Source organism: Bacillus sp. Xin1 (assembly GCF_013314535.1).
In the GTDB taxonomy this organism is placed as follows: Bacteria; Bacillota; Bacilli; order Bacillales; family Bacillaceae_G; genus Bacillus_A.
On sequence record NZ_JABUAE010000011.1, the window covers coordinates 1 to 15,642 of the forward strand.

Here is a 15,642-nt window from a genome sequence, read left to right on the forward strand (position 1 = left end):
TGAACTACACCTCAATTGTTAGACACAGCTAACAATTGGGGTGTAGTTTTTTATGGTGAAATGTTCATTAGAAGATAAACTTAAGTTTGCTCAGGGTTATTTTGAAGAGAAAGAATCATACAGAGAGTGGTAAGATTATAGATAATGGGATTAAGAGGCTTGAGGTTTCACTTGAGGAAGGGAAATGCTGGTTCAGGAAAGTAGTTCTACAAAAATAGGGGAGAATTAATTGGAATCCATGGGGCTTACGTGTTCTGTACCATGGAATGGATAGGGATTATACTGAGAATATTTCAGGCGAAGAAAAGAAATCGATATATCTTAATGTTAAATTGGGATCAAAGTGAGGAATATTATGGAAAATATAAAAAGTTTTATATCTATTGAAAAAGCGCCAACAGAAGTTATTGAAATTTAAGTTCTTCTTCAATAATGCAGCAGATGATTATTTTTTGGAAAGAGTATTGGATTGGAACCCTTATCAAGAAGCGAAAGATAGATATGGAGAACTTGCATTTGATGAATGTTTTGGTTACACACCGCTTCTTGGATTAGGTGGATCAGAAAAAGTAGAGAATCTGCAAAAAGTTAAATTGATTGAACACATTTATTTAATTACTCAATTTATGGGGCCGATTGAATAAGTACTGAATGCAATGGCGTTAAAACTAGAGTTATAGATATAAAGTGTTTGAAAATACATACTCTATGATTGAATAGAAAAAGAAGTACGAGCTTAGGTGAGATGACATTTTACTGGCAGATGAATATAAACATATGGAATGCATATTAAACTAACAAACTTGTACAGACTCGTAAGTCTTAACGTAGTAGTTGTCATGATATATAAAAGGTGTCATACTGTTGCGATAAAACTTACAAATTTAATGCTACTTAAAAACAAATGAACTTAAAGCACTTGATTGTCTACAATAGACGACGAGTGCTTTTTTGTGTTTTAACGTAAAATTTTAAAAAGAGAACCATAATTTTATAAGTGCACAAAGTATTAAACTTTTAGAGTTTATAATGGCTATGTCCAGTATACGAAGGTAGTAGAGAAAAATTGTAAAAGGTGTCAAAGTAACAACAAACCTTGGATTATAAGTAAAAAGATGAGATAGAGAAAGTACTTTTCATTCAAATATAGTACAATCATTGCGAGATAGTAAAAATATTGCGCTTGACCGCATGAGACTAGCAAGCCTAAAAGTAGAAAAATCCGGAAATGACAAAATGTATCAGCTCGGCGGAAAAATAGCCGGGGGTGTAGATTATGTAACAGCTACACTCAAAGGCGTTGAAGCAGCTGGAGACGGTACATTAATAGGGAAGCAAGTTGGCCCAGGGAAGGTTACCGAGTGGGTTAATACGCGCCATGCAGGCAGCAATAATAAAAACAATGATGAGATTAAGGGGCTTGAGGCTTCGCTTGCGGAGAGAATAGGGAATACTGGTTCAGGAGTTAGTAAGGAAGTTAGTGGAGTTAAGGGTACGGGAGAAGGTAATAGGCTTATTCCTGGTACTCCTGGAAAGGCTACAGGAGGTAGTTCTACAAAATTAGGGCAAAATTTATTGGAATCCATGGGGCTTCCGCGTTCTGCATCATGGAAGGGATATCAAGCTCAACATATAATACCTAAAAATTTAAAAAATCATCCTGTATTAAAGAAAATTGGAATGGATATGGATCATGCTGAGAATGGGATATTTTTACCGATACCATCAGAAGATCCAAGTGCCTTATCTAGACATAGAGGTTTTCATGGAGTATATAATAGAGTTGTAACAAAAGCCTTGAATAATTTGGATATAAATCAAAGTGTTGAGGTCTTGGAAAAACAAGTATATGAATTACAACAAAAATTAAAGGAAGCTGTTGAAAAAGGAATCCCATTATATAAGTCAAAAATAAGAAATCTTAAAGTGTTTTATAAATCAGGAGCGTATAAAGATTTGCCCATCTGGGATAGGGGCGGTGGAGCAACTGAAGAACTATGGGAAAGGTGGATAAATAAATGAAGTATGGTGAAAATACAAAACTAGTTGAGGAAGTCATCGAGTACATACAAAAAAGAAACTTATTTGATAGGAAAGATATAAAGTTATATTCATTGTTAAACGATATTGAAATTATCCATGATTTTGATAGGGCACAGGAATTAGCTTGGTCTCAGGATTTGGATGTTATTCAGGTAGTTTGGGATGATATTAAATCGGATGAAAGTGCAAAAATATTAGAAGGAACTTATAATCCCGATATGGAAGTCCAAAAAGACATGTTATATGAAGTTTTTTCTAATAATCAGAACTATTCTCAAGATTTTATTTCAATTAACCATATAAACATAATTGAAGAAGTAGAAAGGGATCTTGAGATGTGTGCGCTAAATCGTTTGTTAAATGGAAAAACAAACAATTTTTACGAACTAATTTTTGAGATTTATAAGTTTGGTGGGTGGCCTTGTGGATGGAAAGGTGAGTATCCACAAGGGAAAATGATTGTGTATTTACCTGAGAAAGAATAAAATATTAATAATATAATTCAAAATTGCAATAAATAATAAAAAGTTGATTCTTATGACATTAAAATCAAAGAACTCTTACATGTTCGTAGCTTTATATGTGATCGTTTTTGAGATACCTATATATTTAGAATGTTTATGAACTTAAAGCACTTGATTGTCGACAATCAAGTGCTTTTTTTGCGTTTGAGCATAGAATTTAATAGATTCATTACAATTTTATAAGTATACCAAGTATTAAATTTTTATAGCCACCTTTTATAGTTGGTAACGCCTATGTACAGTGTATGACGGTCGTAGAGAAAAATTGTAAAAAGGATTAAAATAACAATTAACCTTGGGGTATAAGCAAATAGATGGGATGGAGAAACTACTCTTCATTCAAATATAGTACAATCATTGTGAGACGGAAAAAAATATTGCGCTTGACGCATGAGACTAGTAAGTAAAAATAAAAAAATCTAGAAATGACAAAATGTATCAGCTCGGCGGAAAAATGGCCGGAGGTGTAGATTATGTAACAGCTACACTCAAAGGCGTTGAGGCAGCTGGAGACGGTACATTGATAGGGAAGCAAGTTGGCCCAGGAAAGGTTACCGACTGGGTTAATGCACGCCATGCAGAGAGTACTAAGTTTATGGATGGCAAGATTCGGGGGATTGAGGCTTCGCTTGCTACGAGAATAGGGAATGGTGGCAATAGAAACTCAAATAAAATTACACTAACCTCAGAACGAGAAAAGTATTATCGAAAAAAATGGGACGTTATAAATGAACGTCTTAGAAAGAGCCAAGAGCGTGGGGGAGAAGAAGAGATAAAAGGAAGAATAGCCTTGGAAGAACATCTTGATCGTAAGTTAGAGAACAATAACGCTGGTGAAGTTGTTACGTATACATCTAGTGAAGGGCACCTTACGCGTCCAGATAGCATTGGACGTAATGATAAGGGTGAAATTGATTTGGTTCATGATCACAAACACAAAATGGGTGAAAAAGACCAAACTATTCATAATGACAGGCAAATGCGAGCTGAAAGGGAAATGCTCGAAGCTGAAAATGGAAGTCATGTTGTGACAATATCAAGTGATAAACCCGATTTAAATGGGATTCCTCCTAAGCCAAGACCAAGTGGGCCTTTAGGTGAAAAGAGTGATATTTACTTTACTGATCCGAATAGTGGTAAAGTGACTCACAAATGGGAAGCGAACCCAGATTTACCTGGTGGAGGTAGATGGAAAAAAATATAAACGAAAATGATTAAGTAAAACTTTATGTTTTAGTATTAAGGAGGATATAAATGAAACCTAAGTATTTTTCAATTGTAATGTATCCTACAGTATCTTTTAACAACGAAGAGATATTAGGTCGTCTTTTGGACGTATTTGAGTCAAATGAAACATTTGCTCCTACTCATTGGGGTAACAGTGAAATGGTACGAGTAGAATATAATCGTCAGGAAATTCTGGAAAAAGTAATTACGGAACGTAGAGTATCTGAAGTTTACCTTCATCGTGATAAATCGGTGAACTATAGAGGGAGCTTTGAAGTGAATTGGAGCCATCGTTCATTTTTGAAGTTTGAGTTTCATAAATCGATACCTAAAAAATTATGGTCTGCTTTTTTTGCGTTATCTGACCAAATCGCAGAAATTGTGAAACCACGTTATGGAGTCGCACATATTTTTTGGCTCCCATCCTATCCGTGGAATACCGAACATGAACGCTTACATATGTGGATGAATATATCATCTCTACCTATACCAGTTAGATTTCTTCCAAACGGTCCTTTAGGGATAGGAGCCAGAATATACTTTAGTGGTCATATTTTAGAAATGTTTGATAAGGAATTATTACTAAATAGTCCGGCTGTGGTATCTGAACTAGATTGGGGCGGCCTTTGTATTGATATTTTAAATAATCCATTAGAGGCTGATCTTGATATGTTACTTGATAGTTGGTTACATGTAATGAAATATTTGGAATCAAGTCAAGTCATTGCTATACCAACTTTTGATGAGGATCGAATGGGTGTTACCTATTCTCCAAATGTTGCTTGGAAGGACTATCTGAAAAGCTAAATGAAGGGAGAGGGTAATAATGAATGAGAAAAATAATGATAGAATAAGAGTCATGGAAATATTAAGTAGATCTCAATGCAATGATGAGATTATAGATCAGTTAGATATAAGTGATTTGGATCTTAGTTTTTCAGACCTGTCAGAGGTAATGGCAGATCGTATTATGGCAAAACGAGTTATGTTAAGAGCTTCTTCATTAATGAGAGTGTCGTTTCGTGATTGTGACTTCGAGTTGGCTGATTTCAGAAACTGTAATTTAGTAGAAGTCGATATTGCAGATTGTAGGTTTGGCGAAGCGGATTTTTCTAAAGCGAATATGAAATATGCAAAGGTAAATATAAGTTATTGTTATGAAACATGTTTTAACGAAGTTGATTTTTCAGATGGAGAACTGGTTGGAACAGTTTTAACTTATGCTACTTTTCGCCATGCAAATTTGTCAGGAATCGATGCGGAACAAGCGCAATGCACTGGAGCGGATTTCAGCAGTGCTAATCTTACAAATGGTAAATTTGAAAAGGCAGATTTGGAAAATACAAATTTATCGGAAGTAGATGCTAGAAATGCAGATTTTACAAATGCAGAATTAACGGGCGCTATCCTTCGTAATGCGAATTTTATGGGTGCTGATTTTACTGGCGCTAAACTTGACAATGTAGATTGGAAGGGAGCAAATGTAGAAGGTGCTCAGTTTGACGAAGGTGTGAAGGAACAAGTATTAAAAATGATATAGAAGTTTATTTCGAGCGGTAAGGAAACTTGACAAACTGATTATACGGATATACGTAGAAAGCTAATTTCAACTTGAATGATGAAGAGGAATTAGCTTTTTTACATGTCCATAATTAAAAAAGGATGGTAGATTCCCAATATTTAAAGGGGATGATGTTAAATTTACAACTAAGTTAAGAAAAGATTTGTTAATTGCAAAAGATGACGAGCAATTTAAGAACTGCACAAATGCCTTAAGTGAAGCGATAAAAAAAGGAGAGATTTCAAAAGATTCATTTACTCCAAGGCAATTGGCGCAAATACAAAAAGGAGAGGCAAGGATACATGGATTGACATGGCATCATCATCAAGTTACTGGGAAGATGCAATTAGTTAATTCAGAAGTGCATAGTGTTAATCATTTAGGTGGAAAGAAATTATGGGGAGGCGGAATTAGATGAGTGAAATTAAATGGGAGTATGTAGATTATAAGATTACCGTTGAAGAAGTGTTGAGTATAATTAAGGAAATCAATTATGACATACCAAAAGACTATGCAGATTGTGCTGCAGAAAATAATGGTGGTGTTGCAAAACCGAATCTATTTGATGTTGAAGGTATAGAAAGAGTTTTTGGTTCATTACTTTCATATGATAAAAATGATGTGGAATTTATTTTAAAAGTGTATAATAATTATAAAGATACTCTACCTAAAGAGCTTTTACCAATAGGTTTTGATCCAGCAGGGAATTTAATTTGCTTTGATTATAAAAATCATGAAAGTAATCCAATAGTCGTTTTCTGGGAGCATGAAGATGCATGGGAAAAAGAAGCACTGATGGAAAGTGAAGGGATTACAGCGGAAGAAGCAGAGGAAGTAGCAAGAGAAAATGTATTTTATGTGGCAAGTACTTTCACTGAGTTTTTAAATAAATTACATGATTAATAGGTATTCAAAATAAAAAGGCTGTTCCATAAGTTAGTTTCACTTGCTTATGGAATAGCCTTTTTGTTTTAGTATAAAAATAGTTTCAATAAAAAATTCATATAGATAAAATAATAATTAGATTATTTCAAATTGGCTGGATTAAAAACAGGGAAATTCGGAAATGACAAAATGTATCAACTTAGCCCCAAAATGGCCGGGGGTGTAGATTATGTAACAGCTACACTCAAAGGCGTTGAAGCAGCTGGAGACGGTACATTGATAGGGAAGCAAGTTGGCCCAGGGAAGGTTACTGAGTGGGTTAATACGCGCCATGCAGAGAGTAGTAAGTTTGTGGATGGTAAGATTCAGGGGATTGAGGCTTCGCTTGCGGAAAGGAAAGGGAATGTTGGTTTAGGAGCTAGTGGGGTTAAGGGTACGGGTAATAGAGATGCTGATATTCCACCAGCCTTCAAGCAAGAGGAATTTGCGAGTACATATGAATCAAGATTCAAGCAAACACCTGCAGCAACGAATTCAAATCTTGTTTTTGAAGGGGTTAGAGGTGAGTCTTTATGCACCCTAAAACCACCACCAGATCCTACGTTACAGAAAATCGTAAGTGATGCTGGTATTAATGGAATTGAGTATAAAAATGGAGTTCCTGATTTTTCACCTGTAGCAAAGGCACAGTTGGAAATCGATTATATGCTAGGTGGAAAAGGGGCTAAAGGAAATATTGCTAGAGATTATAATTTTAAGCAAGCAAATGAAAGGTTAGCAGGTCAGCTTAATAATTCACCAGAATTGGCAAACCAATTTGGAATGGAAGCTGGTGGAATTACGGCAAAAGATATAGAAAAATACCGAGTAAAAAATAAATTAACATGGCATGAGTTAAATGATGGAGTTACTATACAACTTGTGCCAACAGAAATAAACGCAGGAGCTTTTGAACCTGGAGGATTTGCAAATAAATAATAAGGAGATTATAAAATGACAATAAATGATAAAGTTTTTGGAGAACTTGATTATCAGTATACATGGGTAGGATACAGAACCATAAAGTTTTTAGGAAAGGACACGGAGATAGCATTATTAATTGGAGGAGAAGATGATGGTAAATTTGATGAAGGTCAATATGTGGCATACAATTCATTAATGGATAATTGGGAGAAAATCCAACATAACATATTACAACCAATTTTAAATTATTATAAACAAAAAAGGCATGAGCTTGGTTATGATGTTGCATTTAATGAAGACTACCCATTAATTGAAACAGTTGATCAATTAATAGAACATATAACATTAGTAGGTATTTCTGTTCCGTATGATTTCCTTCGCGATGGACGTGATGTAGGGGTCTCGTTTGATTGTTCATGGGATGAGGAAAATGGTTTAGGAATTCGTCTTATAAATGAAAGGGTAGATGAAGTAGGTTATCAAGATGTCGCTATTTAAAATAGGCTGTTACAAAGTACAGACTCATGATGGTTGTACCATCATGGAGTACAATGTGCAATTCTAGACTAGAAAAGTAAGTACGAGCTTAGGTGAGATGACATTTTACTGGGCGATGAATATAAACACATGGAATACATATTAAACTAACGAAATCGTACAAACTCGTAAGTTTTAACGTAGTAGTTGTCATGATATATACATAGCATCATCATCCAGATAAAGGTAAAATGGAATTAGTCGATTACTTTGAACATGAAGCAGCGAAACATACTGGAGGTAGAGCATATTGGGGTGGAGGAAAGAATGGAAGAAATAGTAAAGTAAAGAGAGATATAGCAAATCGAATTAGGGAGTTGTTTTCATGAGAAGAATAAAATGGGAGCGTACACATGACCCTATTACCGAGCAGATAATTTCAGAAGTTGAAGAGAAGTTTAATGTGATTTTTCCTCAAGATTACAAAGATTGTGTGATGAAATATAATGGTGGTCATCCAATACCGAATATATTTTTCTTTGAAGATGGAGGAGAAGGGGTTTTTGATTACTTACTAAGCTACACGAATGAACATATTAGTATAACAGTTACTTATAATATTATCTCGCCATACATCCCAAAGGGAATAATACCCTTTGCTACGGATCCATTCGGTAATAAAATATGTTTTGATTTTAGAAATGATAAACACTCACCAACAATAGTTTTTTATGATAGCGATGAGTGTGATGAACAAGCAATTGAATATATTTGCAATACTTTTACAAATTTAATAGATTCGTTGCATTTTAGTGAAAACGAATGAGTCGGAGGTCGATGAATTATGAATCTTAATTTTGAATATACTTTCAAACAAATTAAAGCCGAAGATATAGAAATCTTTGAAAGACTTAATGGATTAGAACTACCAGAGGACTATAAGAGTTTCTTATTAAGAGATAATGGTGGTAAATCTAATAGAAGAAGATTTACTACGAAAGATGATGTAGTTACGTCATCAATTATGATGTTCTTTCCACTATCAGAGGAAACAGAAAATAATCTACAAAATTCTTTAGATTATTATATTAAGGGCAATAAATTGCCTTCTAGACTTATTCCAATAGGAAAAGATCCAGCTGATAACATTATATGTATGTCAATCCATGGTAGCGATATAGGTAGTGTTTATCACTGTCATACCTATCAGATAAAAAATGAAGAGGAATTAGAAGCAAAGTTTATTAGAGAAATGGCTTCTAGTTTTACGGAATTTATTAATAAACTTTCTGAGAAATAGAATTGTATTGTCAGAGGACCAATTTGTAAAATACCCACATTAGGTACCGTTGGTTTAGTAGGTGGAAAAAGAGCAGTGACGGATTGTACAATCCATTAAAAGCTATCCGTATCGAATGAACCCATCACTCAACCAATAACACGTATAACCTCTTTGTAAAGTACAGAAAAAATAGACTGGATTTACATCATGACAACAAGAACATACAATCAACAAATCAACCCCTTTCTAATTTGATAAACACGCTTGCTAAGCTTTCAAAGGCTTATTCCAACTGAACGATGAGGAGGAATTAGCTTTTTTACATGTCCATAATTAAAGAAGGATGGTAGATTCAAATATTTAAGGGGCTGATGTTAAGTGTATAACTAAGTTAAGAGAAGATTTGTTAATTGCAAGGGATACCGATCAATTTAAACCTTGCACCAATGTCTTGAAAAGGAAATAGAAGATGTGAAAATATCAAAAGAAATATTCAGCCCATTACAACTCGAGTAAATTTGTGATGATCAACCAAGAATTGATGGATTAATTTGGCATCGTCATCAAGTACCTAGGGAAATGCAATTGGTGATTAAAGAGAAACATAGTTTAAGCCATTTAGGTGGAAATACATTATGGGGAGATGGTATTAGATGAGTCATGTAAATATGAAAGCACCTTTTGTTAACATAAAGCCATTGTGTTAATAAATCTTTGAAAACCCCTATAGAAGAAATGAAGACTTCAAGGAAAGACACTTTGACGTTGAAGAAGGTGAATGGTACGATATATAGGAATAATATGGGTAATGAAAACAAAAAAGGTAGTTAAAGCAATGGACTTATATGATGAAGCCTATACACTTCAATTAGAATCTTTAGAAGACATGAATCAAGATAAGATGAAACGTTCTTTAGAATTGATTGCAGAAGGCGGTAAGTACTGGAAAGAAGCGGCAGCAAACATTGGTGAAAAGCAAAATAAACTATTAAATGGTTGAAGTAACGAAAACGGTCTTAATCAGTAAAATTTAAAGGGGATAAATTAGTCATGAAAGCAAAGAAACTAGTAAGTGTAGCAGTTCCAGTTATGTTATTATTCGGTTGTGGGGTATCGGATAAAACTGAATCTAAGGAAACAAAGACAGAAGAAGCTAAACCCGCTAAAGCAGAGGAAAAGAAGTCTTCTGTTAAGAAAGAGAAGGTATCAAAAGAAGATTACACAACTAGAGTAGTTGGACTAGTTGAAGAGTTTGATACTACATTTAAGAAGCATAATGATACAATAAGAGAACTCTTTGACGGCAAGAAAAAGAAATCAGACGTATTAGATTCAATAAAAGAAATAAATGGGGTATTAGATAAGATTGAATCTATAGACCCACCTAAAGAGTATATAGAAGAACAGAAAAACCTTGAAAAAGCGACTGGTTACTTTAGAGAGTCCTCCAAAATAGTAGAAGAAGTGTTTACTAGAAAATCAACTAGAGAAAAAGGCGAAAAGACTGACAAAGAAATGATTGAAGAGTCAGAGAAGATTCTGAAACAAGGTGAAGAATACTGGTATAAAGCAATTAACTCACTTAAAGATAAGAATACAAAAGTCGGTGATGGTACAGTATCGGTTAAAGATATTAAAGACTTAGATAAGAAAGCCGGAATCGACTATGATGCGGTACAGAAGAACGTAATAGATGGTACTGAATTAATTGGTAACTGGGGAGTACAGACTTCAGACGGATTTAAACCAGCATTTATTTTAAAAGGTGGAAGTCCTAAAACTTTTGAAGTTTACAATGTAGGTGAGTATCCGAGGAAGACTAACCATATAGAAGGTACGTGGGAATATGATAAGAATTCTTTAACATTAAACCTACATATCACAAAGCAAATGTCAAACGGAGTAGAAGCAGAAGTTATCCATAAAGACATAGCGTATAAAGTTCAAAACTATGATAGAAAGAACTTGCAATTATTCAATGATAAGTCATTTAATACAACTAATTATGTGAAACAAAACTAAAATAAGTAAGGATTAGGTTACTTTGTAAAATTTAATGGAACGCGGCAGAACAAAATAAATAGAAAAAGAACATCTTTTTTCATCGAGATGTTCTTTTTTTCTTATACCTAAATTAATCTTTTGTTATATTATTTCGCTTCATCTTCAGGAATTAAAAAGCTTATATCATACTCATCTAACTTCTCAAGTAATGCTTCTTCATCGATTTTCAATAAATTCATATGAATATTAAATGGTATAAATCCAGCACGTTTATTAACGCGATACAGCCTTTGTCCTTTTGAGGGTATAGAGGCGATATATCGATCTTCAACATCATCTTCCATTATAACTCCTAAATATTTTTGCCCTTGGATTGCATAAGGTAAAACACCGTATACATCCTCTAAAGCAATTTTTACTGGGTATTTTGGGTTGTTAATGATTGTAATATATTCCGGTTCTAAAATAATAGCTGGTTTTCTCGTAATCATTTTTTTTATAACTTTCCAAAGGACAATGAGTACAACGAATGCAAGAGCTCCAAATAAAAATCCAACGATGAAATTAGGCTCCTGAGATGAAAGTGTAGACATGACAATAATAAGAAACAACAATTCAACAAATAAAGTCAACAGAAATAATCCAACTACTTTTATCTTTGATTCATAAATCTCATATTTCTTCATATGATTCCTCCATTTTCTAACAATCTCTCATGTCTTGGTATGTACAAACACCACTAATAATTATTCTTTCAAATGTGTTAGTTGATATTTGTCAATCCATACTTCAATATATTTTCTCGAAAATTGGTACTTGTATATCATATCATGAAAACGCTCAGCGCTTACTTTGTTTATCCCGCATTAACGGGTAGTAGTAATACTCACACCTCAAAATTCGGCGAAAACAAAGAAGTTAGGCGGGAGATAAATTGTCCGTAAAAGCCCGATTGGTGAGGGCTAGTAATCAGTGAGGGATGAAGAAAATCCCTGCTGATTAAAGTTTCACTTTATCTCTAAACCAAATTTTCAAAAATTGTTTTAAATAAATATAAAGTTTTAAAAGAAACGTATGTTCGTTTTCGGGGTGATATGATATACTAATAATGTAAATATATTCCGTATTTTCAAAATGGAAATTTCAGATATATGCAAAAATGAGTGTTATCATAATTATATGATGTAACTACCTACAAGTTGTAGTGATGAACAGGGAGGCCGAGAAGATGGCAGTCAGTACATATCAGTTGTTTCAACACCTTAATATAACAGGGGAACAAGAAGAATTAGCATTACGTTACTTGCAGACGAGAGATGAAGAAGTTTTAAAGCATATAGAACAAACGACGATTCGTGAAAATAAGCGTAGTGATTTTGCTTGGCAGTTTATGAATGATTTTAGGAAAACATATAAGCAAGATCCAGTGTTTTTTCGGTTATTTTATCATTTGCTCGAGGATCAACTGCTGAATGTTCTTCTCGTGCGTTTTTCATATATGAGTTTTCCTGATATAAAGGTTTATTTCGAAAAAAGCGGTCTTTCATTCGATAGACTTGTAGTATTTGCTTGTAAGTATTTAACGAATCTTTCGCGTTCTGTAAATGAAGCGGATGTTTTTCTTAGAGAATTAATAAAGGAGAATCCGAAGTATATAGAAGAGCAGTTACAAGTTATAACAGGACAGCAAAAATTACTTTTACTTCTCGTTATGTTAGATGCAGATTATGAGAGATTTCTACCTTATCGTTCTTTACTGGAAGATGAATTGCAAGAGCAAGCGGAGTATATATTGAGGTTAAGCGGAGCAGAAGAGAAGGTTGAAGCAGCCAAAAGGTACGTTCGAGGTGAATCTGTTAGTAAGGTGTTTGCTGGTGGGTCTTTACCTGATTTTACTTGGCAGCAAATTTTTCGTTTATATACGCATTCGGATGTTGCAAGAAGATATATGGAATTGTTAGTGAAATGCTCTGTTAAAAATTTTATGAATTATGCAATTTCACATGTCAGCCATACTCTTGAACAGTCCGGAAATTACAAAAAAACAAAAAGTTTTTATGCACAATTGTATGAAACAACTCGAGATTTGTGTGAGCAATTCGGTATTTCAGAGGAAAGATTTTTCGCATATCGCCTTGCGCAGCATCAGTTAGGTGTTGTTGATTTTGATCGCGTATATGAATATCAATTGTTGCTTCGAATGGTGGAAGAACAACCAGAATTTGTGCAACGTACACTGCAATATGTAAGTCAAAGTCATTACCTTTTTGTATCAATGCTTTTAGCGGAAAAAGGGTACGAGCTACATAAAAATAGAGTACGTGAAGAGTTTTTAACGGTTGTACTTCAAACGAAATCATCTGACATACGTGGTACATATCGTGACTATTTATTAGGAAATGTATCATTTGAGGATATGAAGCGATGGTTCGAAAGTTCGAAGTTTAGAAATAATTACTGGAGAATGCCGGTTTTAGAAATTGCATTACTTTGGGATATAGAGGAAGTGGCAAAGAGAGAAGCAGCTCTTACGCTTCAACTTGGGAGAAATTACAGCTATCACTATAGTTTATACGAACTTCTGCAGCGGTATGCTGCGATGGAGAACTCATCAGAACAGATGCTAGAAGATCTGCTTTCCTACGGTTTATCGATGGAGAAGCTCGTTTCTTATTCCATTGAACAAGCTTTCGGGCATAGTGAGAAGCGAGATAAGGCGACGGAAGCACTCGTTCGTTTGTTTGTAAAAGAACGGACATATGTAACGGAGAAATTCGCGGAGTATTCTGCAGATGAACGAATTTTTATTTTGGATGAGTTGGCAAAGGATAACGCCGTTCAGACACGTGATCTTCTTATTCAAAGCCTTGGGGATTCTTCTAAAAAAGTACGTACCGCTGCAGTTGCACTTCTTACAAAAGATATGGAAGCTGCAGAAGATGTAGCAAAGGAATTGAATCATAGAAAGAAAGTTGTACGCGAAAATGTAATGCAAACACTTTTATATTATAAAACTGACAAATATACAAAGCTTGTACAGGAAGCATTACAAGAAAAGAAAAATGCTTCTTTGATGGAGAAATTTGCTCCATTGCTTGATGATGGGGACTTAGAAGGAGCATCAGGTAATATTGAAGCTCTTTGCGCGCGTATTTTAACGCCGCAAAAAAGGAATGCACTTGTGCAGTGGCTCGGATTTGAACCACAAATCCGCCTTCGTGATTCTGAAGCGATTGCAGATGCAATGATTCCTCTTGCATATTTTCAGCAGTACGTATCAGATTCTGTTATTGAGAAGAAGGAAGTGGCAGAAGTGATAAGCGCCGCTCTTAACGAACAAGACTTGAAAGAAAATATACAAGCAATTTACCAGCTTTGGGTTTCGCAAGGCGCGGAATCGAAGAAACGCGGCATTCTTTCGCTGTATGGCATTTACAGTGATGATGAGATGGTGATGCAACTTAAAAAGCAGATTGATGAGTGGGCACTTGGTATGCGCGGAGCGATTGCTGCTGCGGCTGTTCAGGCGCTAGCGTTGTCTAAGTCGCACATTGGGCTTATGTCTATTCATGCGATGGCATTTAAGTATAAACATAAGCAAGTGCGTAATGCTGCGAAAGAAGCGCTGAGTCTCGCTGCGAAAACGCGTGGTATAACAGAAGAAGAATTAGAAGATCAGCTTGTTCCAGACCTTGGTTTTAATAAACGCGGTGAAAAAACAATTGATTATGGCAATAGAACGTTTACTGCTTATTTAACTCCAAATTTGAAGATTGAGTTAAAGACGGAAGAAGGAAAACGACTGAAGTCGCTTCCAAAACCAAATGCAAAAGATGATGCGGAAAAAGCAGAGGAGGCTAAGGCGGAGTTATCCTCTATAAAGAAACAGCTCCGGACTATGATTACGATGCAAACGCAGCGTCTTGAAACAGCGCTTTCTCTTAATCGCTATTGGTCACAATATACATGGCAGTCTCTGTTTGTGGAAAATCCAATTATGCAGCAGTTTGCTATCTCGCTTATTTGGGGTGAGTATAAGGAAGGAAAGTTGCTTGCGATGTTCCGTTATATGGAGGATGGCACGTTTAATACAATTGATGAAGAAGAGCATGAGCTTACACCAGATACCGTTATTGGTTTAATTCATCCGCTAGAATTGTCCGAAGAGGAACGGGAATTATGGAAGGAACAGCTAGATGATTATGAGGTGACTCAGCCATTTCCGCAAATTGACCGTGAAGTATTTCAGGTTGAGGAAAATGAGGAAGTTACTGTGGAGAGGTTTGCTGGTATTGAGATGAATGGCCGTTCACTGTTTGGTAAGATGACGAAGTACGGATGGAGTCGTGGATCAGTTCAAGATGCCGGTGTATATTATACATTCTATAAAGAAGATACTCGCGCTGGATTAGGAGCGGAGCTTGCGTTTGAAGGGGCACCGGTTGGATATGAAGGTGAGGAAGATGTGTGCGTATTTGAAATTCAATTTTACAAAGCAGGAACGGTGAGCCGCGGTTCATATGATTACGACGAAATTGATCATGAGAGACGCGTTTTACCAAAACAAGTATCGGAACGCTTTTTCAGTGAAATTTTATATGATATAAAATGGGCAACAGAATCGAACCTTGGCCGTGATGAAAACTGGCGCAGTAAGCGATAAGAAAGGAAATGAC

15 protein-coding genes and 3 pseudogenes are annotated in these 15,642 nt (G+C 35.2%); 17 read left to right on the forward strand and 1 reads right to left on the reverse strand.

Annotated elements, in window-relative coordinates; all coding sequences use genetic code 11:
* Positions 1-410: 410 nt before the first annotated feature.
* The 16 genes and pseudogenes from HRG09_RS12225 to HRG09_RS12305 form a co-directional block, all read left to right on the forward strand.
* Positions 411-644: pseudogene (locus HRG09_RS12225) on the forward strand (T6SS immunity protein Tdi1 domain-containing protein); the annotation flags it as partial.
* 592 nt (positions 645-1,236) lie between these two features.
* On the forward strand, positions 1,237-2,022 hold the full coding sequence (locus HRG09_RS28610; protein WP_217448017.1) for an AHH domain-containing protein: 786 nt from the start codon (positions 1,237-1,239) through the stop codon (positions 2,020-2,022).
* Positions 2,019-2,528, forward strand: a complete 510-nt coding sequence (locus HRG09_RS12235) for a cytoplasmic protein (protein ID WP_174101066.1) — start codon at positions 2,019-2,021, stop codon at positions 2,526-2,528. Before HRG09_RS28610 ends, HRG09_RS12235 begins: the two co-directional genes overlap by 4 nt.
* Positions 2,529-3,000: 472 nt before the next feature.
* On the forward strand, positions 3,001-3,771 hold the full coding sequence (locus HRG09_RS28615; RefSeq protein ID WP_254610062.1) for an ADP-ribosyltransferase: 771 nt from the start codon (positions 3,001-3,003) through the stop codon (positions 3,769-3,771).
* 50 nt (positions 3,772-3,821) lie between these two features.
* Positions 3,822-4,601, forward strand: coding sequence for a hypothetical protein (locus tag HRG09_RS12245; RefSeq protein WP_174101067.1), 780 nt, complete (start codon positions 3,822-3,824; stop codon positions 4,599-4,601).
* Between the two features lie 19 nt (positions 4,602-4,620).
* Positions 4,621-5,334: a pentapeptide repeat-containing protein gene (locus HRG09_RS12250; protein ID WP_174101068.1), complete on the forward strand. Its 714-nt coding sequence runs from the start codon at positions 4,621-4,623 to the stop codon at positions 5,332-5,334.
* Positions 5,335-5,461: 127 nt separating this feature from the next.
* Positions 5,462-5,773, forward strand: a pseudogene (locus HRG09_RS29380) (HNH endonuclease); the annotation flags it as partial.
* Positions 5,770-6,258: an SMI1/KNR4 family protein gene (locus tag HRG09_RS12260; protein ID WP_174101069.1), complete on the forward strand. Its 489-nt coding sequence runs from the start codon at positions 5,770-5,772 to the stop codon at positions 6,256-6,258. The pseudogene HRG09_RS29380 and the gene HRG09_RS12260, both read left to right, overlap by 4 nt.
* Positions 6,259-6,429: 171 nt before the next feature.
* On the forward strand, positions 6,430-7,218 hold the full coding sequence (locus HRG09_RS12270; RefSeq protein WP_217448018.1) for an HNH endonuclease: 789 nt from the start codon (positions 6,430-6,432) through the stop codon (positions 7,216-7,218).
* A gap of 15 nt (positions 7,219-7,233) precedes the next feature.
* Entirely contained in the window at positions 7,234-7,701 is a 468-nt protein-coding gene (locus tag HRG09_RS12275) for a DUF6985 domain-containing protein (protein ID WP_025148811.1), read from the forward strand.
* A 218-nt stretch (positions 7,702-7,919) separates the two neighbouring features.
* Positions 7,920-8,069 (forward strand): annotated as a pseudogene (locus tag HRG09_RS29660) (HNH endonuclease); the annotation flags it as partial.
* Complete coding sequence (locus HRG09_RS12285) at positions 8,066-8,506, forward strand: SMI1/KNR4 family protein (protein WP_174101071.1); 441 nt, start codon at positions 8,066-8,068, stop codon at positions 8,504-8,506. The pseudogene HRG09_RS29660 and the gene HRG09_RS12285, both read left to right, overlap by 4 nt.
* Positions 8,507-8,524: 18 nt before the next feature.
* Positions 8,525-8,980: an SMI1/KNR4 family protein gene (locus HRG09_RS12290; RefSeq protein ID WP_174101072.1), complete on the forward strand. Its 456-nt coding sequence runs from the start codon at positions 8,525-8,527 to the stop codon at positions 8,978-8,980.
* Positions 8,981-9,541: 561 nt separating this feature from the next.
* The gene (locus tag HRG09_RS28890; RefSeq protein WP_254610072.1) at positions 9,542-9,619 is read left to right on the forward strand and encodes a hypothetical protein; all 78 of its coding nucleotides are present in this window, start codon (positions 9,542-9,544) and stop codon (positions 9,617-9,619) included.
* A 151-nt stretch (positions 9,620-9,770) separates the two neighbouring features.
* Complete coding sequence (locus tag HRG09_RS12300) at positions 9,771-9,962, forward strand: hypothetical protein (RefSeq protein ID WP_174101073.1); 192 nt, start codon at positions 9,771-9,773, stop codon at positions 9,960-9,962.
* 50 nt (positions 9,963-10,012) lie between these two features.
* Complete coding sequence (locus HRG09_RS12305) at positions 10,013-10,984, forward strand: DUF3994 domain-containing protein (RefSeq protein WP_174101074.1); 972 nt, start codon at positions 10,013-10,015, stop codon at positions 10,982-10,984.
* Positions 10,985-11,112: 128 nt separating this feature from the next.
* On the opposite strand, the gene HRG09_RS12310 is transcribed toward HRG09_RS12305, so the two are convergent.
* Positions 11,113-11,652, reverse strand: coding sequence for an STM3941 family protein (locus HRG09_RS12310; protein WP_174101075.1), 540 nt, complete (start codon positions 11,650-11,652; stop codon positions 11,113-11,115).
* A gap of 542 nt (positions 11,653-12,194) precedes the next feature.
* On the opposite strand from HRG09_RS12310, the gene HRG09_RS12315 reads away from it, so the two are divergent.
* Entirely contained in the window at positions 12,195-15,629 is a 3,435-nt protein-coding gene (locus HRG09_RS12315; RefSeq protein WP_174101076.1) for a DUF4132 domain-containing protein, read from the forward strand.
* The last annotated feature ends 13 nt before the right edge of the window (positions 15,630-15,642 follow it).